This is a genomic window from Streptomyces durocortorensis, assembly GCF_031760065.1.
Lineage (GTDB): Bacteria > Actinomycetota > Actinomycetes > Streptomycetales > Streptomycetaceae > Streptomyces.
Genome location: NZ_CP134500.1, coordinates 469,185 through 495,063, shown reverse-complemented (window position 1 = coordinate 495,063; position 25,879 = coordinate 469,185). Strand labels below are relative to the sequence as shown.

General features: G+C 74.0%; 20 protein-coding genes. 9 read left to right on the top strand and 11 right to left on the bottom strand.

Annotation, left to right across the window (positions count from 1 at the left end; genetic code table 11):
• Nucleotides 1-115: 115 nt before the first annotated feature.
• Nucleotides 116-337: a hypothetical protein gene (locus RI138_RS02005; RefSeq protein ID WP_096628040.1), complete on the bottom strand. Its 222-nt coding sequence runs from the start codon at nt 335-337 to the stop codon at nt 116-118.
• A gap of 401 nt (nt 338-738) precedes the next feature.
• Here RI138_RS02005 and RI138_RS02000 point away from each other — a divergent pair, with 401 nt between their 5' ends.
• Nucleotides 739-2,070, top strand: coding sequence for a hemolysin family protein (locus RI138_RS02000; protein ID WP_311118509.1), 1,332 nt, complete (start codon nt 739-741; stop codon nt 2,068-2,070).
• The gene (locus RI138_RS01995) at nt 2,067-3,089 is read left to right on the top strand and encodes a hemolysin family protein (RefSeq protein WP_311118508.1); all 1,023 of its coding nucleotides are present in this window, start codon (nt 2,067-2,069) and stop codon (nt 3,087-3,089) included. The genes RI138_RS02000 and RI138_RS01995 overlap by 4 nt, the downstream gene beginning before the upstream one ends.
• Before the next feature lie 23 nt (nt 3,090-3,112).
• Here RI138_RS01995 and RI138_RS01990 read toward each other — a convergent pair whose 3' ends face one another.
• Nucleotides 3,113-3,385 (bottom strand): twin-arginine translocase TatA/TatE family subunit, encoded by a 273-nt coding sequence (locus RI138_RS01990; RefSeq protein ID WP_311118507.1) that lies wholly within the window; start codon nt 3,383-3,385, stop codon nt 3,113-3,115.
• Between the two features lie 149 nt (nt 3,386-3,534).
• On the opposite strand from RI138_RS01990, the gene RI138_RS01985 reads away from it, so the two are divergent.
• Both RI138_RS01985 and RI138_RS01980 read left to right on the top strand, forming a co-directional pair.
• Nucleotides 3,535-4,467, top strand: a complete 933-nt coding sequence (locus RI138_RS01985; protein WP_311118506.1) for an ion transporter — start codon at nt 3,535-3,537, stop codon at nt 4,465-4,467.
• A 124-nt stretch (nt 4,468-4,591) separates the two neighbouring features.
• The gene (locus RI138_RS01980) at nt 4,592-6,436 is read left to right on the top strand and encodes a hypothetical protein (protein WP_311118505.1); all 1,845 of its coding nucleotides are present in this window, start codon (nt 4,592-4,594) and stop codon (nt 6,434-6,436) included.
• A 127-nt stretch (nt 6,437-6,563) separates the two neighbouring features.
• On the opposite strand, the gene RI138_RS01975 is transcribed toward RI138_RS01980, so the two are convergent.
• The gene (locus tag RI138_RS01975; protein WP_311118504.1) at nt 6,564-7,922 is read right to left on the bottom strand and encodes a geranylgeranyl reductase family protein; all 1,359 of its coding nucleotides are present in this window, start codon (nt 7,920-7,922) and stop codon (nt 6,564-6,566) included.
• Between the two features lie 218 nt (nt 7,923-8,140).
• On the opposite strand from RI138_RS01975, the gene RI138_RS01970 reads away from it, so the two are divergent.
• Nucleotides 8,141-12,931 (top strand): HEAT repeat domain-containing protein, encoded by a 4,791-nt coding sequence (locus RI138_RS01970; protein ID WP_311118503.1) that lies wholly within the window; start codon nt 8,141-8,143, stop codon nt 12,929-12,931.
• 165 nt (nt 12,932-13,096) lie between these two features.
• On the opposite strand, the gene RI138_RS01965 is transcribed toward RI138_RS01970, so the two are convergent.
• The gene (locus RI138_RS01965; RefSeq protein WP_398864189.1) at nt 13,097-13,597 is read right to left on the bottom strand and encodes a DNA polymerase ligase N-terminal domain-containing protein; all 501 of its coding nucleotides are present in this window, start codon (nt 13,595-13,597) and stop codon (nt 13,097-13,099) included.
• A 336-nt stretch (nt 13,598-13,933) separates the two neighbouring features.
• Between RI138_RS01965 and RI138_RS01960 the strand changes: the two genes are divergently transcribed.
• Nucleotides 13,934-14,926, top strand: coding sequence for an aldo/keto reductase (locus RI138_RS01960; RefSeq protein WP_311118501.1), 993 nt, complete (start codon nt 13,934-13,936; stop codon nt 14,924-14,926).
• A 65-nt stretch (nt 14,927-14,991) separates the two neighbouring features.
• Here RI138_RS01960 and RI138_RS01955 read toward each other — a convergent pair whose 3' ends face one another.
• The 3 genes from RI138_RS01955 to RI138_RS01945 all read right to left on the bottom strand — a co-directional run bounded on the left by RI138_RS01955 (nt 14,992) and on the right by RI138_RS01945 (nt 17,804).
• A complete protein-coding gene (locus tag RI138_RS01955) occupies nt 14,992-16,293 on the bottom strand; it encodes a serine/threonine-protein kinase (RefSeq protein ID WP_311122786.1) in 1,302 nt (433 codons plus the stop codon).
• A gap of 247 nt (nt 16,294-16,540) precedes the next feature.
• A complete protein-coding gene (locus RI138_RS01950) occupies nt 16,541-17,257 on the bottom strand; it encodes an HAD family hydrolase (RefSeq protein WP_311118500.1) in 717 nt (238 codons plus the stop codon).
• 40 nt (nt 17,258-17,297) lie between these two features.
• On the bottom strand, nt 17,298-17,804 hold the full coding sequence (locus RI138_RS01945) for an Lrp/AsnC family transcriptional regulator (protein WP_096628112.1): 507 nt from the start codon (nt 17,802-17,804) through the stop codon (nt 17,298-17,300).
• Between the two features lie 334 nt (nt 17,805-18,138).
• Between RI138_RS01945 and RI138_RS01940 the strand changes: the two genes are divergently transcribed.
• A complete protein-coding gene (locus RI138_RS01940; RefSeq protein WP_311118499.1) occupies nt 18,139-19,647 on the top strand; it encodes an FUSC family protein in 1,509 nt (502 codons plus the stop codon).
• A gap of 303 nt (nt 19,648-19,950) precedes the next feature.
• Nucleotides 19,951-21,024, top strand: coding sequence for a lactonase family protein (locus RI138_RS01935; protein WP_311118498.1), 1,074 nt, complete (start codon nt 19,951-19,953; stop codon nt 21,022-21,024).
• 121 nt (nt 21,025-21,145) lie between these two features.
• Here RI138_RS01935 and RI138_RS01930 read toward each other — a convergent pair whose 3' ends face one another.
• From RI138_RS01930 to RI138_RS01915, 4 genes are all read right to left on the bottom strand, one after another.
• Entirely contained in the window at nt 21,146-22,078 is a 933-nt protein-coding gene (locus RI138_RS01930) for a sirohydrochlorin chelatase (protein WP_311118497.1), read from the bottom strand.
• A gap of 62 nt (nt 22,079-22,140) precedes the next feature.
• The gene (locus RI138_RS01925) at nt 22,141-23,337 is read right to left on the bottom strand and encodes a BadF/BadG/BcrA/BcrD ATPase family protein (protein WP_311118496.1); all 1,197 of its coding nucleotides are present in this window, start codon (nt 23,335-23,337) and stop codon (nt 22,141-22,143) included.
• Nucleotides 23,334-24,011 carry a uracil-DNA glycosylase gene (locus tag RI138_RS01920; RefSeq protein WP_311118495.1) on the bottom strand — a complete coding sequence of 226 codons (678 nt, stop codon included), beginning with the start codon at nt 24,009-24,011 and terminating at the stop codon, nt 23,334-23,336. Before RI138_RS01920 ends, RI138_RS01925 begins: the two co-directional genes overlap by 4 nt.
• A 44-nt stretch (nt 24,012-24,055) precedes the next feature.
• Nucleotides 24,056-25,141 carry a WD40/YVTN/BNR-like repeat-containing protein gene (locus tag RI138_RS01915; RefSeq protein WP_311118494.1) on the bottom strand — a complete coding sequence of 362 codons (1,086 nt, stop codon included), beginning with the start codon at nt 25,139-25,141 and terminating at the stop codon, nt 24,056-24,058.
• 301 nt (nt 25,142-25,442) lie between these two features.
• On the opposite strand from RI138_RS01915, the gene RI138_RS01910 reads away from it, so the two are divergent.
• A complete protein-coding gene (locus RI138_RS01910; RefSeq protein ID WP_311118493.1) occupies nt 25,443-25,877 on the top strand; it encodes a hypothetical protein in 435 nt (144 codons plus the stop codon).
• Nucleotides 25,878-25,879 lie beyond the last annotated feature (2 nt).

Below are 25,879 nucleotides of genomic sequence, written 5' to 3'. Positions count from 1 at the left end.
TTGCGATGCGCCGCATCTGACGCCGCGCGCTGATCCACCAGGGATCGCGGGACAGCCCTTGGGAGAGGCGCGGTGCGGCCCGCCGGAGGAGCCCGGTGGGCCGCACCGGAGCCCGTCAGGCCCGGCCGACGTCGAGCGCGGCGAGGGCCTGGGCCCAGCGGGCGTACTTCAGGTTGGCCAGATCTGCCACCGTCTTGACGTTGAACGCCTCCTGGAGCAGCTCGCCGTCGCGGTCCGAGACGCCCTTCAGCGCCGAGACCGGGGCCGCCAGAATCGTGCTGAGGTCCTTGTCCGCGTAAGCCTTGTCGAGCACCTTGTCCAGGTCGATCTGGGCCACTGCTGCCTCCTGGGAGCATGTCGCCCCGCCTTGACGGCGGGTGGCCCCGGTCGGGGCCGACAGCACAACCGCGGAGGGCGGCCGGTCAGTTCCCGGCCGTGCCCGGCACCGAAAGGTTCTCGCCACGGAGGCCGCCCCGATCTCCGGTCTACTCCGCTGTAGAGTTCGTGGACCGCAGTCCCATCGTGGGCGCCGCCGGAAACGCACCGGCAGCGGCGGAGCGGGCGCTGCCCCTCCATACATTGGCTGGACCCCCAGCCGGACAGGAGCCATGCGTTGTATGCCAGTCCGGGCCCTTCGGGGCCTGACCTCCGCCCTTCGGGGCCTGACTTCCACCGCGCCCGGTCCGCCACCGCGGCCCCGGACCGGGTGGGCCACCGCTCCTGTGGGGCGAGTGCCCGATGACCGCCGCGCTGCTCGGCCTCCTGGCCGTCTTCGTCCTCACCGCCGGGACCGGCTACTTCGTCGCCCAGGAGTTCGCCTACGTCTCCGCCGACCGCCTCACCCTCTCCCGGGAGGCCGCGGCGGGTGACAAGCGGGCCGCCCGCGCCGTGAACGTCCTGGAACGGCTCTCGTTCATGCTGTCCGGCGCGCAGCTGGGCATCACCGTCACGGGGCTGATCGTCGGCTTCCTCGCCGAACCGTCCGTCTCCACCCTGCTGCGGCCCGCCCTGAGCGGCACAGGTGTGCCCGACGGAGTGGTGTCGGGCATCTCCGTGGCGCTCTCCTTCGTGGTGGCGACCGTCATCCAGATGGTCCTGGGCGAACTCGCCCCGAAGAACCTCGCCCTCGCCATCCCCGAGCGGATGGCGAAGTCCCTGGCCGCCTCCACCCTGATCTACCTCCGAGCCGTCGGCCCGGTGATCCGCGTCTTCGACAGCGCCGCCAACCGGCTGCTGCGTCGGATCGGCATCGAACCCGTCGAGGAGCTCCACCACGGCGCCACGCTGGAGGAGCTCGGCCATCTGATCGGCGAGTCCCACGAGCAGGGCCAGCTGCCCGCCGCGACCGCCGAGCTGATCGACCACGCCCTGGAGTTCTCCGAGCGCACCCTCGGCGAGGTGATGATCCCGCGCGCCGATGTCGCCTTCGTCCGCCGGGACGCCATGGCCGCCGAGGCCGTCGAGCTGATCGCCCGCCACGGACACTCCAACTACCCCGTGCTCGGGGACCACCCCGACGACCCCGCCGGAGTCCTGGGCGTACGGGAGTTGATGCGCCTCTCGACCGCCGACGTCGGCCGCACCACCGTGGGCACCCTGGCACGCCGCCCCCTCCTGCTGCCCGAGCTTCTGAGACTCCCCGCGGCCGTCGCGCAGATGCGGGAGCGTGACGACGAGTTCGCCGTCGTCCTGGACGAGCACGGCGGCCTCGCCGGGATCGTCACCTACGAGGACATCGCCGAGGAGCTCGTCGGGGACATCGCGGACGAGAGCGACACCGTCGTCGAACTCGCGGTGGCCGACGGGACCGGCTGGATCGTCGACGCGGGGCGCCGCCCCGACGAGATCCAGGAGGCCACCGGCGTCGAACTGCCCCAGGAGAGCGACGACTACGACACCCTGGCCGGACTGATCATCGACCGGCTCGGCCGCTTCCCGACGGTGGGGGACCGGCTCACCACCGGCACCGCCCGGATCGAGGTCCGCACGCTCGACCGGCACGTCGCCGAGTACGTCCGCATCGAAAGCACCCAAGGCACCGGACGCACCGAACAGGAGCCGCAGGCATGAGTTTCCCCCTGGCCCTCTTCGTGACCGTCCTGCTGCTGATCGGCAGCGGATTCTTCGTCGCCGCCGAGTTCGCCCTGGTCGCCTCCAAGCGCCACCGCATGGAACAGGCCGCCGCCCGGGGGCAGCGCGGGGCGAAGGCGGCGCTCGCCGGAATGCGCGAGCTGTCCCTGATGCTCGCGGGTGCCCAGCTCGGCATCACCATCTGCACCCTGGGCCTCGGCTCCGTGTCCAAGCCCGCGATCTCGCACGAGCTGGACCCGCTGCTGGAGCGGCTCGGACTGCCCGCCGCCCTCAGCTACGGCATCGCCTTCGCGCTGGCGATGATGGTCGTCGTCTTCCTGCACATGGTCGTCGGCGAAATGGCACCCAAGTCCTGGGCCATCGCCCACCCGGAGCGCTCCGCGATGCTCCTGAGCCCGCCCTTCCGCGCGCTGGTCAACGCCGTACGCCCGCTGATCCGGCTGCTGAACGCGATCAGCAACGCCCTGGTACGGCTCTGCAAGGTGACCCCGCGCGACGAACTCACCTCGGTGCACAACCGGGACCAGCTCACCCACCTCATCGAGGAGTCCGAGCGGCTCGGCCTGATCAGCAAGGGCGACTCCGGGCTGATGACCCGGTCCCTGACCGAGCCGCAGGCCCCGGTGTCCACCCTCCAGATCCCCGCCGAACGGATCGCGACCGTCCCCGCGGACGCCGGACTCGACCGGATCCTGGCCACCGCGGCCGAGGCCGACCGCACCCGCCTGCTGGTACGGGACGGGGAACGGATCCTCGGATCAGTGCACGCCCGCGACGCCCTGGTCGCCCGCGCCGGCGGCCGGGCCGTCCTCGCCCGCGACCTGGCCCGCCCGGTCCCGGAGCTGGCACCGGAGGAGACCGCCGCCCACGCCGTGGAGCAGCTGCGCGATCGGCGCGCCACGATCGCCGTGGTCCGCGACGCGGAGGGCAGGCTTACCGGACTGGTCAGCCTGGACGATCTCCTCGCCCGCCTGCTGCACCCGCCGACGGCCGCCTGAGGGACCCCCAGGGCCGCGAGCGGCTACAGGTCCTTGCGCTCGGTCGCCTCCCCGCGGATCACGCGAGGGGACGGCCGGGCGTCGTCGTCCGGGGCCGCCCCACCGGGCGCCGCCCCGGCCTGCGGGACGCTCTGCGGGTCGGTGTGCGGGGCGTCCTGGTCCTTGAGGGCCCGCTTCTCGCTCTTGAGGATGCGCGCGGCCTTGCCGGCCGAACGCATCAGGTCCGGCAGCCTTTTGATGCTCAGGACCACCACGATCACGAGAAGAAGAAGGGTGAGCTCACCGAACCCCAACATGGCTGCTGCTTTCTCTCGTGCGATCTGCGTCGGTAGGCAATCTACAGGCCTGTAGAGTATCCGTTCGCGGGTTCCATGATCAGGCTGCCCGGAGCAACCTCCTTTCAGGCCAGTCGTGTTCGGTGGCCGCGGACGACCAGGGAAGCAGGATGACGGACCCAGCGGCGCATACCCCGCGCCGGCGGCGGGCGGTCGCCGGGCGGTGCAGGGAGATCACGGAAGCCCGCTGGTTCGCCGCCCTGGTCTTCTGCCTCATCCTCGCGAACGCGGCGGTCCTCGGCGTCGAGACGTACTCCGGACTGGCCGAGCGGTGGCATCTGGCCCTGCGCACGGTCGAGTACAGCTTCCTCGCCGCGTTCACCGTGGAGATCCTGTTACGCGCGGGAGCCCACGCCGAACGGCCCGCGGCCTTCTTCCGCGACCCGTGGAACCTCTTCGACCTCACCGTCGTCCTCTTCGCCTTCCTGCCGTTCCTCCGCGAGAACGGCACCGTGCTGCGCCTCCTGCGCCTCGCCCGGGTGCTGCGTGCGGCACGCTTCCTGCCCCAGCTGCGCGTCGTCCTGGTCGCGGTCGGCAGAAGCCTTCCCGGCACCGTCAGCTTCCTGCTCGTCGGCGGTCTGCTGCTCTACCTCTACGCCATGGTCGGCTGGATCTGCTTCTCCGACAGCGACCCGGAACACTTCGGCTCCCTGGGCCGCGCGATCCTCACCCTGTTCCTGCTGATGACCCTGGACGGACTGGGCGACGCGGTGCGCGCGGGCCTGGAGATCTCCCGGTGGAGCATCCTCTACTACGCCTCGTACGTCCTGTTCGCCTCTTTCGTCCTGGTCAACGTCCTGATCGGGGTCGTCATCACCTCGCTCGACGAGGCCCGTTCGATGGAGGAGCCGGCGGAATCACCGGAGCCCGCCCGCCCCGCCCCGGCCGACGCACCCCTGCCCAACGCCGACGCCATCGTGCTGCGCGAACGCGTCGCCGCGGCCCGCCGGGCCCTGGACGACCTCGAACGAGCCCTGGCGGCGGCCCCGGTGGAGCACACGGCCACCGCACTCGCACCCGCGTCCCGTACTCGTACCGACTGATCCGGGTCGGTCTGCGGGCACCGCTGTCCGCCTCCCACCGGGCGGAGGCGATACTGGCGGTCCTATCAGCGGTCATATCAGCAGTTCAGGCCTGTCGGCGGGCCGGTGGAGAGGCAGGGCGCGCGTGAGTTCCACGAAGGAGCGGGAGGGGACGGCGATCGCTCTCCCGGCCACCGCGAGAGCCGTCGCCCGCTACCGGAGACGGGCGGGCACATGGTGTGCTGCCGGGGGCGGGGCTCTCGTGGCCGGTCCGGCGGCGGTCCTCCTGGCGGGGAGCGGCGGAGCCCGTCCGGGCTGGGCCATGCCGCTCGCGGCGTGGCTGTCCGTGGCGGGCCTCATCGCTCTCCTCGTCGGCCTGGTCCTCGTCTTCAACGCCCGCCGCATGCAAGGGCGGCTGTCCGCGGCCCCCTGGACGGCCTGCGTCGCCCGGTCGACGATCTCGGCCATGACCGGCGCACCGCGCCTGGTGCTCCGCGACCCCCGCACCGGTGACCTCGTGTGCCTCGGCGCCGTCGTCGCGCAGGCCAACGCCCGCCTCGCCGAAACCGGGTGGGACGGCATCCTGTGGTGGTGCGGCGACCCGGTGCGCGGCGGTGTCGTGTCACGGCCCGGCGGGGAAGGCCTGTTCTGGGCCCGCCCGGAGACCGGTGCCAAGGGGAGCCGGCTCATCGCGTGGGCGCGGGAGACGGGCATCGACGGCCGCCCCGACCCTGAGCGGATCCCCGGACAGCGGCCGCAGGCGGGGCCGGGTACAGCCGAGCTCAGGGCCCCGGCGGCGGTGCCACGCCGGCGGCCGTGCTGGCGCTGGGTCCTGCTCGTGGGCTGTGCGGTCCTGGGGCTGGGCATCGCCGCGTCCCTGGCGGCCATGGACGACCCGAAGGCCGAGCTGACCGTGATCAGCGAGTCGGCCGACGGCGACTGCACCGTGCGCTGGGCCGACCCCTGGAGCGGCGAGCGGCGGGAGGGCCCGTTCAGCTGCGATCCCGACCGGGCCCCGATCCTGCACGACTGGGAGGTCGGCTGGGTGGTGTCCTACGGCCCGTGGAAGGGCGACCTGTACAACGCCGACTGGGAGGGCACCCCGGCCAACGAGGTGAACGACGTGGTGTTCCTGGCGGGCGTGCTGCTGATCCTCGGCTCCCTGATCGGCGGCGCCATCCGCGTCGTACGCCGGATGCGGGACCGCCGTTCCTTCGCGCACCGCCCGGCCCACGCCTCCCTCGTGACGCCGCCGCGCCCTCGTGTGTCCCTGGTCAAAGGCGCCCCGGCGGAACAGGGCCCCGACCTCTCCTGCGCGGTGATGTCCGCGGCGGCCGAGCGCCGGGCCCCGGACGTCACGGAACCACTGCCGCCCCTCCCACCCGGAGCCCGGGAGAGGCCCTGGTGGCGGATCGGGCCGCTGCTGGCGCTCTCGGCGACGCTCGACACCCTGCGCTCCCTGGCCCTTTCGCTGGCCGCGACCGCCTTGTGGTGGTGGCTGGACGAACCGGCACTCCTGCTGGTCGGCGGCCTCGCGGCCTGCAATGCCGTACGGCTGGGCTACCGCGCCCTGCGCCACGGGATACCGAACGTCCGCGGACTGGTCCGTGCGGCCCGCCACCCCGGACCCGTACGCAAGCGGTACGCCCTGCTGCGCAGCCACGACGACACGTTGGTCCTGATCTTCTTCCCGCTGGACGGCGGCCCGGAGGCGCAGGCGGAAAGCTCCCTGGAGGTATTCCCGCCGGGCACGTCACGCAAGCCGTGGCGTGGCCTGCCCGCCCCCACCGGCGTCGCGGAGCTGTACGGGGACGTCGACGGCACGCCGACGGCGGACGGCGGCCGGACGGGCGCCCTGCCGGACGACGCGGAGCGCCCCTTGCTCGTGCCGTGGATCGACGGACGCCCGCTGTGGCCGCTGCACGGATACGACGCCGTGCGACCCGAGGACGTACGGGACCGGGAGTACTTCGCCGGGCTCCTCTCCTGAGCCGCCCGGACACGATTCCGGGGGGCCGGGGCATGGGCCGCGCGCGACCGCCCGTTCCGCGTCGTGCCGCGAGGGCCGATCGAGGGCGCACGCCGTGCCCCGAGGGGGGAGGAAGGGGCCGGGCCCGTCAGCGTGAACGCGCGCCGCTGCCGCGAGCGCCCGGCTTCGGGGACGGGACCAGGCGGAACGCGGTGTTGAGCAGATGGTCGACGACATCGCGCGAGGGCGTGTCCGTGAGGTTGGTGAGCAGCCGGGCCAGTGTGTTGAGGAGAAACGGCGAGCCCATGACGTACCGGTTGAGCACCGGCTGGAAGCCCGACCGGCTGAAGACCAGGTCGGCGGCGGTGTTGCCCAGCCGGTAGTAGCGGCCCCAGCGGCGGTTCATCTCCACCGGGTAGCCGCGCAGCACCTGTTCGCGGCGCGGGCCCTCGGGATGGGCCAGGGCCAGCGCCGCGCTCTCGGCGGCGACCTCGCCCGCCTCCATGGCCTGGGCGATGCCCTCACCGTTCCAGGGGCTGACCATTCCGCCTGAGTCACCGACGAGCAGCAGCCCCCGCGCGTACAGCGGATGCCGGTTGAAGCCGAGGGGGAGCGCGGCGCTGCGGACCGGGCCCTCCGCGTTCTCCTCGCGCAGCCCCCACTCCTCGGGGGTACGGGCCAGCCACTGGTCCAGCGTGGCGCGCAGGTCCGCCTTGCCGTGCCGCCGGTGGGGGAGCGCCCCGAGCCCGACGTTGACCCGGCCGTCGCCCACCGGGAAGATCCAGCCGTACCCCGGAAGATACGGGCCGCCGTCCGGGAAGCGAAGGTCGGCCCACAGCTCCAGATAGTCCTCCTGGGAGCGCTCCGGGCTGCGGTAGTAACGGCGGGCCGCAGTCGCGATCTGCCGCCGGGGGTCCCGCTCCAGGCCCATCGCCAGGGCGAGCCGCGCGGAGGCCCCGTCGGCGGCGACGACGACCGGCGCGCGGAAGTCGACCGGTTCCGGCAGGTCCGGGGAGTCCGAAGTCGCGGCGACCCCGATGACCCGGCCCGCCCGGTCGGTCAGCGGCCGCTCCGCCTTCCAGCCGCTGTACAGCCGGGCCCCGGCCGCCACGGCGTGCCGCGCGAGAATGTCGTCGAAGTCGTGCCGGCTGCGGGAGAGACCGAAGTCCGGGTAGCGGCCCAGCGCGGGCCAGTCGATGTGCACCCGGTGCTCCCCGGCGACCCAGCGCATACCGCGCGAACGCGTCCAGCCCGGCGCGGAGACGTCGACGCCCATCCGGATCAGCTGATGCACCGCGTGCGGGGTCAGACCGTCGCCGCACACCTTCTCCCGGGGGAAGCGGGCCTTCTCCAGCAGGATCACGTCGACCCCGGCCCGGGCCAGGTGGTAGGCCGCCGACGAGCCCGCCGGTCCCGCCCCCACCACGATCACCAGGGCGTCCTCCCCCGAGCGGGACACCTCCCGTACGTCCGTCGTCGCCAGGTCCGGTGGTGAGAGATCCCGCATCACAGTCCCTTCCTTCCGCGGCCGTTGCTCCTGCCGGGGCGGTGGGGCCCCGGGCCACATCATCGACCAGGACGGGCGGCAGCGATACCCGGCCCAGGGGGTGGGAGACCGGACCGTCCGTTCGCGATACCCGGCCCAGGGGGTGGGAGACCGGACCGCCCGTCCACGATCCCCGGCCCAGGGGGTGGGAGACCCGACCGCCCGTCTACGATCCCCGGATGGCCACCCCACCGGACGCGCTGATCGACGACGCCCTCGACCGCGCCGACGCCGGACTCCTCGCCCGGCACCTCGACGCCCGGACCTGCCCGCCGGAGCTGCTCGCCCGGCTGCTCCGGCACCCGGCCCCCCGGCTGCGCCACCTCGGCCTCCTGCTCCTCACCGAACGCACGGCCACCCCGGCGGCAGGGGGCGGCGGGGCGGATCAACAGGATGTCCTGGCGCGCCTGTTGCCCGCATCGCCGGGCGCGTCCCCCGAGGAGTCCCTGCTGCTCGCGGAGCTCCACTCGCGGCTCGGCGCGCAGCGGCCGGGACACCGGCTGCCGGACTGGCGTACGGCGGAGCTGCCCGCGCGGGTACGGATCGCCTGGCTGCGGGCCGAACTCCTCGGTGACCCGGCCGCCGTCCGTACGGAACCGCCGGGCGAACTCCTGTACCGGGCCGTCGGCGCGATCGCCGCCGCCGTCGTGCACCGGCCCGACCGGCTTGACCGGCTCGTGGCCGAACTCATCGGCAGCCGGGACCCGGTCCTGGGGACCGAGGCGCTGCGGCTGGCCCGGGAAGGGCTGCACGCCGGGCTGCTCGCGCCCGCGTCCGCCCGCGCTCATCTGATCCGGCTGCTCGACGCGCCCGACGGCGAGGTCGTCACCGGGGCGCTGCGCGAACTCGCCGAGCCCTGGGCGGCGGTGACGCCCCTGGAACTGCTGCCGCTGTCCCGCCTGGCGGGCGGGCCGGGGACGCCGGGGAGGAGGGAAGGGGGCGCGGCGGTCGCCGACGCCGCTCTCTTCGCGGCGGCCCGCCACGGCCATCAGGAGCTGCTGTGGAGGACGGCGGAGGACGCGGCCTCACCCCCCGCCCTGCGCCGACGGGCGCTGGAACTGCTGGGCGATTCGGCCGAACGCACGGACACTGGACGCCTGTTGGCGGTAGCCGAGCCGGACCCCCTGCTGCTCGCGGGGCCCGTACTGACCGCTCTGCTCGGACTGCACCGGCGCGGCCACTTCCCCACCGGCCCGGACGTCCGGCCGCTTCTCGCCCTGGCCCTGGGGGACCACACGCTCCCGGCGGACGATGTCGCCACGGTCCTGTACACCTGCCGCCGGTACCTGTTCGACGCCCTCGTGGACGCACCGCCCACCGCCCCGGACTGGCCGCGCCGTCTGGAGCTGCTCGTCGCGCTGGCGGGGCAGGGCGCCACCGACGTGCCGATCGGTGAGGCGGTCACCCGGCTCCTTCCCGCCGCTCCGGCCGCGGGCCCGTTTCTCGACGCGATCCGTGCTCTGCGCCCGCCGGACGCCGAGGAGGCCGTGCTCGCCCTGCTGCCGAGGGCGCCCGGCGCCGCACTGGCCGCGCTGGAGGCCATCGGCGGAGCCCGTACGCGGGAGGCGCTCGCTCAGGGCCTGGGCGTGGCGGACCCGACGGCGGTCCCCGGTGCCGCCCCCGCCGGTGCGCCCGTGCCCGCCATCGCACCCGAGCTGCGCCCCGTACGCGACCGGGCCCTGGAACTCCTCTGGCACCTCACCGACGAGCCCGTCCAGCGGCGGCGGCTCCTCTCGCGGCTCGACCCCAAGAACCTCCCGGGAGCCGTCGAGGCCGACCTCGGGGCCCCGGACGAACGGGAACTGGCCGTTCTGCGCTCCCGGGTGGACGTCGACGACCCGGTGGGCGCACTGTGCCGGATCGCGGGGAACGCCGGAAGACGAACACTGCCCCTCGTCGCCGACCTGATCCTGCGCATCGTGCGCGATCTCGCCGCGCCCCGGGAGCCCGGCCCCGAACCGGAGCTGCCGCAGGAGGCGTTGAGCGCCGTGCGGGCCCTCGGCCGCCGACTCCGCGGACGTGCACGGATCAGGCCCGTCTGCCTGCTGGGCACCACCGACGGCACCGCAGCGGGCCACGCTCTGCTGTCCACGACGCTGCTCGACCTGCTGGAGCGCCCGGGTCTCTCCGGCGGCGAACAGGCCGTGCTGCTCAAGGCGTTGACGCAGACCGCCGCCACCCCCGCCACCCGCGCCCGCGTGCACCGGCTGCTGCGCAGTCGCGACCCGCAGGTGCGCAAGCACGTCATCGCCCTGCTGGCCCATGACACTTCGGGACGCGACGCCCGGGCCCTGTCGGCGACGCTCGTCCCCCTGACGGCCGACCCGGACATCCGGACCGTACGACAGGCCCTGCTGGCCCTCGGCGCGGCGCGGGCGGTCTGGGCGGGCGAGGCGGTCGCCGCGTGCCTCGACCACCCGAACATGAACGTCAGGAAGACGGCGGCGGCGACACTGGTCCACGCGGGCGCACCAGCCTCCGTCCCCCGTATCCTCGGACGGCTCGGCCGCGACGACAATCCGGGACTGCGGGCCGCGCTGACCCGGGCGCTGCGGGCCGTCGTGGGCCGTGCCTACGCCGCCACCCTCCTCGCCGCCGCCGAGGCGGGCACGGAGGCGCGCGGCCGCCGCCTGCTGCTGAGCGCGCTCGACGGCGAGCTGACCGCGCGTGCGGTGCTCGCCCTCGACGCGCAGGCTTCGCCGGTCGTCCCCCTCCTCCTGACGCTCGTGGCGGACGGCGGCGTCCGCCTCGCCGACGGTTCCGTCGAGGACCTGTCGGAACCACTGGCCCGGCACGGCGTTCCGGCGCCCCCGGTCGCCCCGAACCCGTCACCGTGCGTGCCCGATCCGGAGGTCGCGACCCTGCTGCGGTCGGGCTGGGACCCGGCGCTCGCCCTGCGGATCGCCCGTCGGGCCACGCCCCCGGAGCTCACCGACGTGACGGCCGCCGCTGTACGCGAACACCCGCGAGCTCGGGCGCAGTTGGAGAAGTGGCTCGCCCTGGCCGAGAGCACCCGCGAGGCCGGACTCCCAAGCCGTCTCCTGCGGTGCGCGCTGCGCCTGTGCCCGGCGCCCTGGTCCGCCGACGAGACGGCGCTCCTCGCCCGGTACGCCGGCACGGTGGCCGACGCGTTCGACGAGGCGACGGGGGTCGGCGAGGCATCGTTCGCGGGGGAGCTGACCGGCGTACTGCACGCCGTCGCGCCGGAGTTGTCCGGTGTCCAGCGCTTCATGGTCGTCGAGGGGCTGCGTACCCTGCCGCCCGGTGCTGGTGAAGCGCCCGACGGGTACGGGGCCCCGGCGCTGACGGCCGCTGCCACCCTGACCCTGCTCCGGGAGCTGGGCGCGGTGCTGGTCCGCGCCGATCTCGACCGGGCCCTGGACTCCGCCCACCTGGGCGCCGACCCCTGGCAGGCCGCGCCCGCCGTGCTCGGTGAGGCGTTCGGCGTACCGGGACCGCGGGAGGTGTCCGGAGCGGCGCCGGAGAAGGACGCCGGGGGCGGCGTATCGGAGGCGTGGCGTGCGGAGTTGAGGGAAGCGGTACGGACGCCCGGGGCGCTGGCGGAGCTCCGGGGGCGCGGCACCAGCGGTGCGGCCGGGTCCAGGGATCTGCTGGCCGCCCTCGTCACCGCGTACCCGGCGGCCGGACCGGACGTACGGGGGCCGCTCGTCGACTGGATGGCCGAGCTCCAGCCGCTCGACGCGCCGCCGTGGAACGTCGCTGAGACCAGGACGGTGGTACGGGCCGCCGCCGCGCCACCGCGTCCGGTGCGGGCGGACGATCTCGACCAGCCCCGGTCGGCCGCGCAGCGAGCCCGCTTGCTGGCCATGCTGGAGGCCCCGGAGCCGGAACGCCGGAACACCGCCGTGCGGGCCCTGCGGACCTGGCCCGAGCCGGAGGTGTCGCTCGCCCTGCTCCGGGCTTTCCTGCACGGTCGCGTCGACCTCCTCCCCGCCGACCTGCTCGGGCTGGCGGCTCGCGCGGGGCAGGCCCATCTTGCGGGGCAGACCGCCGACCAGGTCCTGGCCGCTGAGGTGGTACTGCCCGAACGGGCCCTCCGCTGGACGGGCCTGCTCCCCGAGGACGACCTGCCTCCGCTCGTCCCCCTGCTCCTGAAGTGGTGGGAACACGGCCCGCCCGCCGTGCGAGAGACCGCCCGCACCGCGTTGCGGCGGGTACCCGCGGACGCCCTCGCCCATCTGCTGGCACCCCGTATCGACGCGGGCGAACTCGGGCTCGTGGACCTGCTGACCGGTCGCCCCCTGCTTCGGACCCCGACGCTGACCCGGGCCCTGGGCCGACTGCGCGCCGAAGGCCGCGACAGCGTCGCAGACGGCCTCAGGCTCGTCGACGGTCCGTTGCGCGCACCCGGGACCGACAGCGAGGACGCCACCGTGCTGGACGTCCTGCGCGCCCCGGCCTCCGCCCCGGCGGTTGTGGCGCCCCGCCCGTCACTGCCGGAGCTGCTCGACCTCGCCCGTACGGGAACGCCCGAGCAGACCCGCCGTACGCTCACCCGCCTCGTCGAGGAGCACGCACCGCCGCCCGGGGCGGAACCGGACGAGGCCCTGCGCGAGCTGGTCGAGGAGCTGCTCCGCCACCCGCGTGCCGGGGTCCGGCTCCACGCCCACCGGACCTCGCGGGCCCTGTTCGACCGGGCCACCCACGCCCGGCTCACCGGGCTCCTGCTGTCCGACCCGCTGCCGGACGTGGTGCGCATGGCCGTCCGGACGCTCAGCCGCGCCGCCTGGGAACCGGCGCTGCCGGACCTCGTCCGGCTCCTCGGCCATGCCAGGCCCGTGGTCCGGGGTGCGGCCCGGGAGGCTGTCGCCGGGTTCGGGGCGACCGCGGTTCCCGTCCTGCGCCGGGCCGAGGCGCACGCCCGGCCCGACCGGCGGTCGCTCTACACCGACGTCCTCACCGAGATCACGGACTCGGGCCCCGGCCCTGATCGGCGCGACGGGCCCTGAGGGCTGTCCCGTCATCCCTGGCGGACCAGCACGCGGCGTCAGATGCGGCGTATCGCACGGCGGAGGGGCGTCCGCATAGGAGACGTGTCCGGGCGTTCCGACAACGCGGCCGGCTGCCGTGGCTGTCGTCCTGCGCCCGCCAGGGATCACGGGACAGCCCTCAGCTCAGCCCGCGTCTCCCCGCGCCGCCGCCGCGACCTGGTGCAGCGTGCGTCCCGTACGGGCGGACCGGGCGTGGTACGGGTCCGGTGAGCCGGGTCTGCCGCGTACGGCGAGCCGGTCGTTGGCCTTGATCAGCAGCCAGGCCTCGTGGCCGCCGCTGTCCGGCTCGTCGCCCTTCCGGATGCGGGTGAGCGCGAACTCCCCGTGCAGCTTCTTCCCGTACAACCAGAACGTCGCATGCCCGAGGCCGAGCGACTCGGCGAAGGGGACGGAGCCGCCCTGCCCGTCGTGTCCGAGCGGCCGGTAGGTTCCCTGGTCCCAGACGATGACCGTGCCACTGCCGGACTCGCCCCGGGGAATGACCCCCTCGAACTCGCGGTACTCCAGCGGATGATCCTCCGTGGGCACGGCGAGCCGGCGGTCGCTGGGGTTCTCCGAGGGGCCGCGGGGCACCGCCCACGACTTGAGTACGCCGTCGACCTCCAGCCGGAAGTCGAAGTGCATACGGCGTGCGTCATGGATCTGCACGACGAAATGCGGCCGTGCCGTCTCGTCGCTCTCCGTCCCCACCGCCTGCTCCCTCCGTCGGCCTGGACGTGTCACAGGTGCGTGTCTCCACTCTGCCGCCGTCCCGGGGGAATCGCGCGTCGGACCCCGCTGCCTTCAGGTGCATATGCGCAACGACTGTGCCGTGAGGGCCGGTGGCGCAGGCCGTCGTCTTCGAGGACCGGTTCGACGCTCCGGCCGGCTCCGCCGTGGGCGGCGGCAGCGGTGCTCCTGCCGCTGTTCGCTCCCGCGGCTGCCCGCCACCCCTGCCGCTGCGGGGCCGAGCGGAATAGCATGATCTTCATGGAGCAACGCACACTGGGCAGGACCGGCCGTGACGTGTCGGCCGTCGGACTGGGCACCTGGCAGCTGGGGGCCGACTGGGGCGAGGTCGCGGAGAGCGACGCCCTCGACATCCTCGACGCGTCGGTCGAATCCGGCGTCACCTTCTTCGACACGGCGGACATGTACGGAGACGGCCGGAGCGAACAGCTCATCGGCCGCTACCTCACGAGCCGTCCCGACGCGGACGTCTTCGTCGCCACCAAGATGGGCCGGCGCGCCGAACAGGTGCCGGAGAACTACGTCCTGGACAACTTCCGCGCCTGGAACGACCGTTCCCGGGCCAACCTGGGCACCGACACGCTCGACCTCGTGCAGCTGCACTGTCCGCCCACCGGCGTCTACTCCTCCGACGCGGTCTACGACGCGCTGGACACCCTGGTCGCCGAGCAGCGGATCGCGGCCTACGCGGTGAGCGTGGAGACCTGCGCCGAGGCCCTCACGGCCATCGCGCGCCCCGGCGTCGCGAGCGTGCAGATCATCCTGAACCCGTTCCGGCTCAAGCCCCTGGACGAGGTGCTCCCGGCGGCGGCCGCCGCGGGCGTCGGGATCATCGCGAGGGTCCCGCTGGCCTCCGGTCTGCTCTCCGGCAGGTACACCAAGGACACCGTCTTCGCGCCCGAGGACCACCGTACGTACAACCGCCACGGCGAGGCCTTCGACCAGGGCGAGACGTTCTCCGGTGTCGACTACGCGACCGGTCTCGCCGCTGCCGCCGAGTTCGCCGAGCTCGCCCCAGAGGGTGCCACCCCGGCCCAGGCCGCGCTGCGCTGGATCATCCAGCAGCCCGGCGTGACCACCGTCATCCCCGGCGCGCGCTCGTCCGAACAGGCGCGGGCCAACGCGGCGGCCGCATCCCTGCCGCAGCTGCCGCAGAGCACGCTGGACGCCGTACGGGAGCTGTACGACCGGTCTGTCCGCGCGGACGTGCACGGCCGATGGTGAGCGGCTGCCTCTGAACGACCGCCGCTGAACGGGCCGCCGCCGAACAGCCGTGCGACGAGCGGGAGTCAGTCGTCCCGCTCGTCGTCCTCGTCCTCGTCGTCGTCCCGCTCGTCGTTCTGGTTCGTATCCTGATCTCGGCCCTGGTTCGGGTCGCTGCCCTGTCGGCCGCCCGGCTGGTCCTGTTGCTGATCCCGCTCCTGGCCCGGCTGCTGTTCGCCGCCGTTGCCACCGTCATCGCCGTTGCCGCCGTCGCTGACGTTCTCCGCCGGGCCGGAGGACGTCGGCGACGGGTCCGGCGTGCCGGCGGAGCTGGAGTCCGGGGAGAAGAGGATCATCCCCAGATACACGGCGGCCAGGAACGTCGCCGTCCCCGCGATGGCGCTGGCCACCCTCGGGCGGCGACGGATCGCCTCGCGCGTGCTGCGGCGGCGGGCGGGGACGGACCGGGATGAGGTGTTGCGCCTTCGGCCCGTCGGCTGCGGCAGCCGGTATGTCGTGGGGCCGACGGGGGCGGCGGGCGGTGCCGCCGGGAGGGACGTCGAGGGTGCGGGGGCCGGGCCGGAGGCGCGGTGGGACGCGGGTGTCTGCATCGGGAGGGGCTCGGGCCGCCCCCGCCAGGCTTCGGTGCGGAACCAGTCGGAGACCTGCTGTGCGGTGGGCCGCTCCTCGGGCTGCTTGGCCAGCAGACCCAGGAGATACGCGTCGAAGGCGGCGGAGATCTCCACGCCCCGCTGCCGCAGCGGGACCGGCGGGGTGTCGACGTGCTGATAGAGCGTCGCGGTCGCTGTGTCGGAGCGGAACGGCGGGTGTCCGGCCAGCAGTTGGTAGATGACGCAGCCCAGGGAGTACATGTCGGAGGCGGAGTCGGCGGTGCGGCCGAGGGCGCGCTCGGGGGCCAAGTAGAGGCTGGTGCCCACGATCTGACCGGCCGTCGTTAGAGCGGTCGAGGGATCGTCGACGAACTGGGCGATGCCGAAGTCGCCGATCTTCACCGAACCGTCCGCGTCCAGCATCAGGTTGCCCGGTTTGATGTCCCGGTGGACGATGCCCTGCCGGTGCGCGGCGGCGAGCCCGGCGGCCGCCTGCCCCGCGATCTGCGCGACCTGCTCGGGGTGGACGCGTTCCTGGGCGGCCAGCAGGTCCCCGAGGCTCTGCCCCTCGACCAGCTCCATCACCAGGAAGAACCGGTCCTCCCAGGCGCCGAAGTCGAACACGGCCACCAGGTGCGGGTGGCTCAGCCGGGCAGCGGTCTGTGCCTCCAGCCGGAAGCGGGCGGTCGACGAGGCGTCCGCCTGGTCCCCGAGCAGCAGTTTCACGGCCACGGCCCGGCCCAGCACCTCGTCCGTGGCGCGCCAGACCTCGCCCATGCCGCCACGCCCGATGGGGGACACCAATCGGTACCGACCAGCTACCAGCACCTGTACACCTATCTCGAAGGGCGGCCCGTACCGGCTGTCGGCCCACCTGGGGCCTGCGGTGTCCGGGGCGGTGGGGCGAACGACATGATCAGGATATCCGTCCGGGGACCCCGGATGCCCCCGACGGCCCCTTCGCCGGGCACGGCTGACGGACCGGCACACCCCCGGGGCCCGGCGCGGCTGCCACCGGCCCGGGTCAGCCGATCAGCCAGGTGTACGCGGCCTCGGCCGTGAACGCGGACTGCCCGCCCGTGAACAGCAGGTCGGCGGCCTCGAAGGCCGGGTCGGACGCGGTCTTCGGCACGTAGGGCACGGCGATGCACCGCATGCCCGCCGCGTGCGCGGCCGCCGCCCCCGGCGGGGCGTCCTCCAGCACCACGCAGTCGGCGGGTTCCGCCCCCATCCTGCGTGCCGTCTCCAGGAACACGTCCGGCTCGGGCTTGCCGCGGGGGACCTCCTCGGCGGAGACGTACAGCGGGATGTACGCGTCCAGCCCGGTGACCGTGAGCACCGCACCGATCGCGGCCCGGGACGATCCGGAGGCCACCGCCATCGGCACCCCGGCGGCGTGCAGGCGTTCCACGAACGCCCGCATCTGCGGGAAGACGTCCGTCGAGGCCCCGGCGAGCTCCAGATACAGGGCGTTCTTCCCGGCGAGCAGTTCGTCGACCGGGGCGTCGATCCCGTACTCCGCGCGCAGGGCGGTCAGGGTCTCGCGGGTGCCGATCCCGATGAACCGGGTGTGCTCCTCCCAGCCGAAGTCCCGCACCCCGTACCGGGCGAGCAGCCGCCGCCCCGCCTCGTAGTAGTTCGGCTCGCTGTCGACCAGCGTCCCGTCGAGGTCGAAGACCACGTGGACGGGGGCGGGGGAGGCGGGAACGGCTGCACGGCCGGCGGAGGGGTGCGAGGTCATGACCCCAGCATCCCGCAGCCGGGACGGGCGGCCGGGCCGGTCACTCGCGAGGGGCCCCCGGGCGCCCCTGGCTGCCGCCCGCCGCGCGTCCCACGGACTCCACCAGTGGCAGCACCCGGTGTGCCACCCGCTCGCGCAGCGCCACTTCCGTCCGCGTCCTGACGACGCCCGGCAACTGGATCAGCCGCTGGATCACGTCCTCCAGATGTCCGTTGTCCCGGGCGACGACACGGGTCAGGAGATCACCGCCGCCCGTCGTCGAGAACGCCTCGATGATCTCGGGCACGGCCGCCAGCGCGTCGCCCACCTCCACCAGATGCCCCTGGGTGACCTCCAGGTGGACGAAGGCGAGCACCGGGTGGCCGAGGGCGGCGGGGGAGAGGGTCGGGCCCGTACCGGTGATCACACCGTCCCGCTCCAGCCGCTCCAGCCGCGCCTGGAGCGTGCCGCGGGCCACACCGAGGATGCGCGCGTACTCCCGGACGCTGGTGCGCGGCTGCTCGATCAGCAGCCGCAGGATCCGGGTGTCGAGCGCGTCCACCGCCATGATCCGCATATCCCTTCCGGCCCGTCCCCGTCGGCTTCAGCCGTTTCGACCCGACTGTACCCAGGTCACCCGCGTCGCGGCGCGGTCCGGCCCTCCCCGCCGACCGCCGTCCACGCGTAGTCGCCAGGGAGGTGGCCGTCCTTCCTTCAGGGTGGTCCGTTGGTCTGCTGATGGCCGACCATTCGGGCCAAGGGGTGGGCCATTGGTGCAGCGTTTTCCGCCTCGTTTGATCCATGGGTCCGGAGGATGCTCTTATGTCTACGTCGATGGCGCTGCGGATCTCCGCGGCGCCTTTTTCATGCGAGCTCTGTGGTGACGCGGAAGGGGTAGAAGCGTGCTGAAGAGGGTGTTCGTGGCGCCGGACCCGGGGCGGGTGCGGCTGCGCTTCGCCGCCCGGGCGGTGCTCGGGATCGGCCTCGCGGTCGCGCTGTGCGGCCTCGCCGGTCTCTCGCTCGCCGCGGCCATCACCGGTGGCCTCGCGGCGCTGCTCGCCCTCTTCACCGTGACCGACCCGACGGTGCGCGGGCAGGCGGCCACCACGGCGCTGCTCCCCCTCGTCGGCCTGCCCGTCCTCGCCGTGGCCGCTGTGCTGCACGACCAGCCGGCCGCCCGTGACCTGGCCTTCCTCACCGTGATGGGCGTGGGCGTGTACGCCCGGCGCTGGGGGCCGCGCGGGCACGCGCTGGGCGTCTTCGCGTTCATGACGTTCTTCGCCGCCCAGTTCCTGCACACCGTCCCCGAGCAGCTGCCCGAGCTGTACGTGGCCGTTGTGCTGTCCCTGTGCGTCTCGTCCGCCGTGCGGTTCGGGCTGTGGTGCTACGAGCGGCGGCTGCCCGTCGCGGCGGCGCCCGCACCCCCGGAGGGCCGCGGACTGGCCCGGATCACCACCCGGCAGGCCGTGCAGGCCACACTGGGCGGGGCCTTCGCGCTGGGGCTCGGGCAGGTGCTGTCGGACCAGCGGTGGTACTGGGCCGTCGGCGCCACCTGGTGGGTCTTCGTCAACACCACCTCGCGCGGGGAGACGCTCGTACGGGGATTCCGGCGGGTCCTGGGAACGGTCATCGGCATCGTCGCCGGATTCGCCGTGGCCATTCCCCTCGACGGCGCGGGCGCCCCGACCGCTGCCATCGTCGCGGTCTGCGTCTTCGGGATCTTCTACACGGCGGCGGTCTCGTACAGCTGGATGATGTTCTTCGTGACGGTGATGGTGGGCATGCTCTACGGCGTCCTGGGCGTGCTGGACGCCTCGCTGCTGTGGCTGCGCGTCGCGGAGACCGCCGTCGGGTCGCTCGGCGCGGTGATCGCCGTGCTGCTCGTCCTGCCCGTCACGACCCATGCCATCACCGACGCGTGGATCCAGAAGGCCCTGCGGTGCGTGCACGCCTGCACGGCCGAGGCCGCCGACCGCCTCGCCGGTTCGACGGTCGCCGACCCCGGGCCCCGCGTCGCCGAGCTGGAGTCGCTGCTCGGCCGGGTCCGGCTTTCGCTCGCGCCGCTGGTGCACCCCCTGAGCCCGCTGGCGGCCCGCAAGGCGCGCGCCCGGCAGGTGCTCGCGTCGCTGGACGACTGCGTACGGGAGGTCCGCGGCCTGGCCTCGATCGCGGCCGACCCGGACGCCTCGCACGACGCCCGGCTCACGGCCGCGTGCTCCCGCGTGGAGGCCGCCGTCGAGGCGCTCACGGCGCCGGAGGGGCAGCGGCGCCGGGCCTTCCGCCCGGCCGAGCTGCCCGGCGGCGCCGCGGACCCCGCCCTCGCCCACCTGCACGGCCTGGAACGCGCGCTCGCCGCACTGGCAGCACCGCTCGGCGGGCGCGGTGGCCGGGCGCCGATCGTGGGCGCCTGAACCCACCGGGTTCCGTCGGGGCCGGACCCGGAGTCCGCTGCTTGTTCACTTCTTCGGGTCTTCCGGCTTCTTCACTTCCGGTTATCGGCTCTTTCACTCTTCCGGCCGTTCCGTGAACCGGTCCGAGGCTGCTCCGAACCGGTCCGAGGCTGCACCGAACCGGCCCGAGACTGCCCCGGAACTGGCCCAATCCGTCTGCCGCGTATGCCCCGGTCCCCCGGCGGCGCGTTGGTCTAGACCGCAAAGGCCTGACTGCTACCGTCGGCCGGGAAGATCACGGCGACGGTGAAGAGGGGTAGCGCCATGAGCGGCAACAGCGCCGGGCGGGCATTCATAGGTTCGTTCACCTCGGCGGGCGGCAGAGGAATCACCGCCGCCGCCGTGGACCGCGACACCGGCGCGCTGACCGTGCTCGGGTCCACGGACGCCGTGCCCGATCCCTCGTTCCTCGCGCTCGCCCCCGCGGGGGCCCCTGCGGCCCTGTACGCGGTCGGGGAGAGCACCCCGGGAGTCGCCGCCGCCTTCGACGTCAGCGGCGACGTACCGGCCCTCCTGGGCCCCGTCCGGCCCGTCGAGGCCGAAGCGCCCACCCACCTCGCCCTGGCGTCGGGCCACCTGATCACCGCCAACTACGGCTCCGGCAGCGTCACCGCCCTGCCGGTCCGCGCCGACGGGACGCTCGGTGCGGTCTCCTCGGTGCTCCGCCACGAGGGCAGCGGCCCGGACACCGCCCGCCAGGAGGCACCGCACGCCCATCAGGTCCTCGCCGACCCCTCCGGGCGCTGGGTGGTGGGCGTGGACCTCGGCACCGACTCGGTACGGGTCTGCGCCCTCGACCCCGCCACCGGCGCCTTGCGGCCGCACACGGAGACCGCGCTGCGCCCGGGCACCGGACCGCGCCACCTGGCCTTCCACCCCTCGGGCCGGCTCGCCTACGTCCTGGGCGAGCTGGAGGCGACCCTCACCGTCTGCCGCTGGGACGCGGCCAGGGGCCGGCTCGACGTACTCGGGGAGACGCCGGTGCTGCCCGAGCACGAGGACGGGCACGAGCGCGCAGGCGACGCGGTGCGCACCTACCCCTCCGAGGTGGTCGTCGCGCCTGACGGACGCTTCCTGTGGACCGCCAACCGGGGCCACGACAGCATCTCGGTGCTGACCCTTGACGAGACCGGCGAGAAGGCCTCCCTGGTGGCCACCGTGGGCTGCGGCGGCCGCTGGCCCCGCGATCTGACCCTCGACCCGAGAGGCCAGTGGCTGTACGCGGCCAATGAGCACTCCGGAAACGTCAGCTGGTTCGCGGTGGACGCCGAGACGGGCGTCCCGCAGCACGCGGGCTCCGTCGAGATCCCGGCGGCTTCCTGCGTCGTCCTGACCTGACCGGGGGTGTCCGGACCCGGACACGGAGAGCGCAGTGGGCCCGAACCGGAGGCAATCGCCCCGGTTCGGGCCCACTGTGCTGTCCGGCTTCCCGGGCCGCCGCGAGGGCGACAGCCCCCGGTCAGTGCGCCTGAGCGCCCTGCGTCCCCTGCGGCGTCGCGGGCGTGATGCCCAGCGCCGTGGCGTACAGGGACAGCACGAGCTTGCCGATCGCCGGGTACGCGCCCAGCGGCTCGGCCGTCGCGCAGCCCGCCTCCTTCGCGGCGGCGTCCAGCAGACCGGGGTCGATCTCCGGGCCCACCAGATACGGCGCCAGCGCGAGCTGCGCCGAGCCGGAGGCCTGGAGCTGCTGCGCGATCGAGGCGACCGAGCCCTCCACGTCCAGCGCGGCGGCCATCACCGGCACGGCGAGGCGGGCGGCCAGCAGCATGCCGGTGATCCCGGCCGCCTGTACGGCCTCCTCACCGCCCACCGTGGCCAGCACGATGCCGTCGGCGGCGGTCGCGACGGTGAACAGCCGGGCGCGGTCGGCGCGCGCGAGACCCGCCTCCGACAGCCGCACGTGCAGCGCCTCGGCGAGCAGCGGGTGCGGGCCGAGCACGTCGGTCAGCTCGACCTGTGTACCGCTGTCCGTCACGGCCTGCCGTATCCGTTGGATCAGCGCGTTGTCGGGACCCGCGAGCAGCGGGACCACGACGGCGGACGGACCTGCGGGCTCGGGGACCTCGCGACCGGCGGCGGTGGCCTGCTCGTAGCGCGCGACGCGCTCGGCGGCGGTGTGGGTGAGAACGGTGGCGAGGGTCGGGTACTCGGCGTCGTCGCCGTCGAGGTAACCGATCCGGGCGTTGAGCCCGGGCAGCTCGGAACGGGCGATGCTGATCACTTCTTCGGCCAGGCTGCGCGTGGCCGAAGAAGGCGTACCGGGAACGGCGAGAACGAGCGCGGCAGCGCCCTCAGGTGCGACCACCGGCTCCGGGCGGCGGTGCCGTCCGGACTGGCGAGGTCGCGGCATTCGTACAGGCAGGCCGGAAGCGGGCCCAGTGGGGGTGCTCATGGCGCCGCATGCTACTGGTTTTGCCTGCCCCACGGTTCGGGGAGGGCCCGGTCGAGCGTTAACTATCCGCTTATGTCCGATGAGTGATGTACAGCCGAAGTATCCCTGTCTGTCGCCTCGTTCTTCGTGCCTTCCGATGTCTCCGTGGGCACCCGGAGCATCGCCGGATGGCGCGGCAGCCGCAGATCGTCCGCGGCCAGGGCGCGCGCGATCCGGAGTGCGCCGGTGAGCGGGTCACCCGTCCCCGTATCCACCCGGGCCCGGGGGAGCAGCTGGGCCAACTCCTCGCGCAGCGGTGCGAGCAGGGGCTCGCCCATCCGGAACAGGCCTCCGGTCAGGGCCACTTCACTCCGGCCGCCGCTGCTGCTGCCACTAGTGGCGCCACCCCTGTCGTCCTCTCCGTCACCTTCCGCCCGGCCTTCGCCCCCGCCTCTCGGGCACACGGCCGCGGCCGCCTCGGCGATATGGCGGGCGGCCTCGCGCAGAATGCCCGCCGCAACCGGATCCGCTCCGGCGCACGCCGCCACCTCCGGGGCGAACGAGGCCAGTACGGCGGGCCGGTCGGAGCGGGGGTAGAGCAGCCCCGGCAGATCCTCGGCCGGACCGAACACGGACACCAGCCGGGCCAGCAGCGCGGGCGAACCGCCCCGCCGTCCGTCGTGCGCGCGCATCGCCGCGTCCAGCCCGGCCCGGCCGATCCACGCGCCGCCGCCGCTGTCACCCAGAAGATGGCCCCAGCCGTCCGCCCTGCGCCAGGACGCCAGGTCCGTACCGAGGGCGATCATGCCCGTGCCGCCCGCGACGACCACCCCGGGACGCTGTCCGACCGCGCCCGCGTACGCCGTCACCGCGTCGGCGGCCAGCGCCAGCCTGCGTACGCCCAGCGCATCCGCGAGCGCACCGGGAAGCTCCGCCCGCAACCGCCCGCCCAGCGTGGCCATCCCCGCGGCCCCGATCGCCACCGCGGCGATCTCCCCGGCAGCCGCAGCGCCGGGTGCCGCCGTGCCTGGTGCTGCCGTGCCGGGTGCCGCCGCCCGGGCCAGCAGCTCCCGGGCCGCAGGCAGCAGCTGGTCCAGCAGATGTACGGCGTCGATACCGCCGGGACCCGTCCGTACGGGTTCGGCGCAGACCATCGTCGACACCGGCCCGGCCGGATCCACCCGACCGAGTGCCACGCGCAGTCCGGAACCCCCGGAGTCGACCCCGAGGACATACGCGTCCGGGTGGGCCGGGGCGGTCGCCGCCGGGGGATGCGTCACGGAAGCCGCCAGTCCACCGGCCGCGCCCCCTGGCGCTCCAGCAGTTCATTGACGCGGCTGAACGGACGCGAGCCGAAGAAGCCCCGGTCCGCGGACATGGGGGAGGGGTGCGAGGACTCGATCGCGGGGAAGTCGCCCAACTGCGGGCGCAGGTTGCGGGCATCGCGTCCCCACAGCACCGACACCAGCGGTGTGCCCCGGGCCACCAGTGCCTTGATGGCCTGCTCGGTCACCTCCTCCCACCCCTTGCCCCGATGGGCGGCGGGCCGCCGGGGCGCGGTGGTCAGCGCCCGGTTCAGCAGGAGCACACCCTGCCGGGTCCACGGCGTGAGATCACCGTTGGACGGCCTCGGCAGACCGAGATCCGCGTTGAGCTCCCGGAAGATGTTCTCCAGACTGCCCGGCAGCGGCCGGACATCGGGGGCCACAGCGAAGCTCAGCCCGATCGCGTGTCCCGGGGTGGGGTACGGGTCCTGGCCGACGACCAGCACCCGCACCTCCTCGAACGGCTGCTGGAACGCCCGCAGCACATTCGGCCCCGAGGGCAGATAGGTGCGTCCCGCCGCGATCTCCGCGCGGAGGAAGTCGCCCATAGCGGCGATGCGTTCGGCGACGGGTTCGAGGGCGTCGGCCCACCCCGGCTCGATGATCTCTTTCAACGGTCGTGCTGCCACGGCCCGCACTCTACTGGTGATACGACCACTCCGATCAACTGCCGTCAGTCGAGCACCACCGCCCGCACGCACAGGACGTCCGGCAGATGCGAGGCGAGCTGCTGCCAGGTGTCCCCGTCGTCCGCGCTCGCGTACAACTCCCCGTTGCGGTTGCCGAAGTAGACGCCGGCGGGATCGGCGTCGTCTGTGCACAGGGCGTCCCGCAGCACCGTGCCGTAGTGCGCGCCGTCCGGCAGGCCCGCGGTGAGCGGCTCCCAGGTGCGACCCGCGTCGGTCGTCCTGAACACCCGGCAACGGTGCTCCGCCGGGACCCGGTCGGCGTCGGCGTTGATCGGGAAGACGTACGCCGTGTCACCGCGGTGCGGGTGCGCGGCCGCGGCGAACCCGAAGTCGGAGGGCAGGCCCGCGCCGATGTCGCTCCAGTGACCGCCCCCGTCGTCGCTGCGGAAGACGCCCCAGTGGTTCTGCAGATAGAGCCGGTCCGGGTCGGCCGCGTCCCGGGTGACCTTGTGGACGCACTGGCCGAACTCCGGGTCCGGATCGGGGAGGAAGACCGCGGAGACGCCCTTGTTCGACGGGGCCCAGGTCGCTCCGCCGTCCTTCGTCCGGAACACCCCCGCCGTCGATACGGCGACGGTCACCGCCTTGGCGTCCCTCGGGTCGGTCAGGACGGTGTGCAGCCCCTCGCCCCCGCCGCCCGGCTCCCACCGCGACCGGGTCGGATGCTCCCAGAGCGGACGCGCCAGCTCGAAGGACTCGCCCCGGTCCTCGGAACGGAACAGCGCGGCCGGTTCGGTGCCCGCGTAGACCACGTCCGGAGCCTCCGGGCCCGCCGGGTGCAGCTGCCAGACGCGCTCCAGGGACGCCCCGGTGAACTTCGGGAACTTCACCGCGGGCCGCTGCGGCTCGACCCAGGTCTCGCCCAGGTCGTCGGAGTGGAAGACGGACGGCCCCCAGTGCGCGCTGTCCCCGCCCACCAGAAGTCTCGGGCTGTCCCCGCGGGTGTCGATGCCGACCGAGTAGATCGCCTGCGCGTTGAAGTGCGGGCCCGTGAGCTCCCAGGTCCCGCCGCGTCTGCGGCCGATGAAGAGGCCCTTGCGGGTGCCTGCGGTGAGGAGTACGTCGGTCATGGTCCAGACCTCCCGATACGCCGTTGTGCCGGAACAGTGCCAGTCTGCACCCGGCCACTGACAGTGGCCCGCTCACACGCTGGACGGCCCGGTCACGCCCGCACCCGAGCCGCTCGGCCCGCACCTGCACCTGCGCCGTCTGTGCCGCTTGGGACCGGGCCGCCCGCGGCCCGCTCGCGTAGCCCGCCGCCGGGGCTGGCATGCTGGGCAGGGCCCCGACCGAAGCCGTACCGGGTCGGACAGGAGCCGTACCGGGGCCGGACAGGGGCCGGGACGGGTAGCGGACACCGAGGAGACGACCATGGGCAGTGGGATCACGGACGCCGAGGGCCGCGAGGTGCGGGCCACGGTCATCCCCGTGCCGCCCGGCGGGTATCCCCGCGTCGCCGTCCGGCTCTCGTACCGGGCAGGCGGAGCCGTCGAGCCCTCGGCCCCGGCAGGAGAGCTCGCCTGGTCCTGCACCCCCGACGCGGCCCGCGAGCTGGCCGCGTCACTCGTACGGGCGGCCGAGGAGGCCGAGAACGCGCCCGGCGAGCAGCCCGTCACCGTCGAGGCGGGCGCACTGCGCAGGGGCGACGTGCGCGACGGCGACCGCGCCATGACCGTCGAGAACGTACGGACCGACGGCTCCACAGCCCACGTCACCTGGAGGTCCGGGGCCGGACGCACCTGGACCCAGGCGTACGGCGCCGATGTCGCTATCACCCTCAAGCGACGCCTTCCCGAGGGCCGTTGACG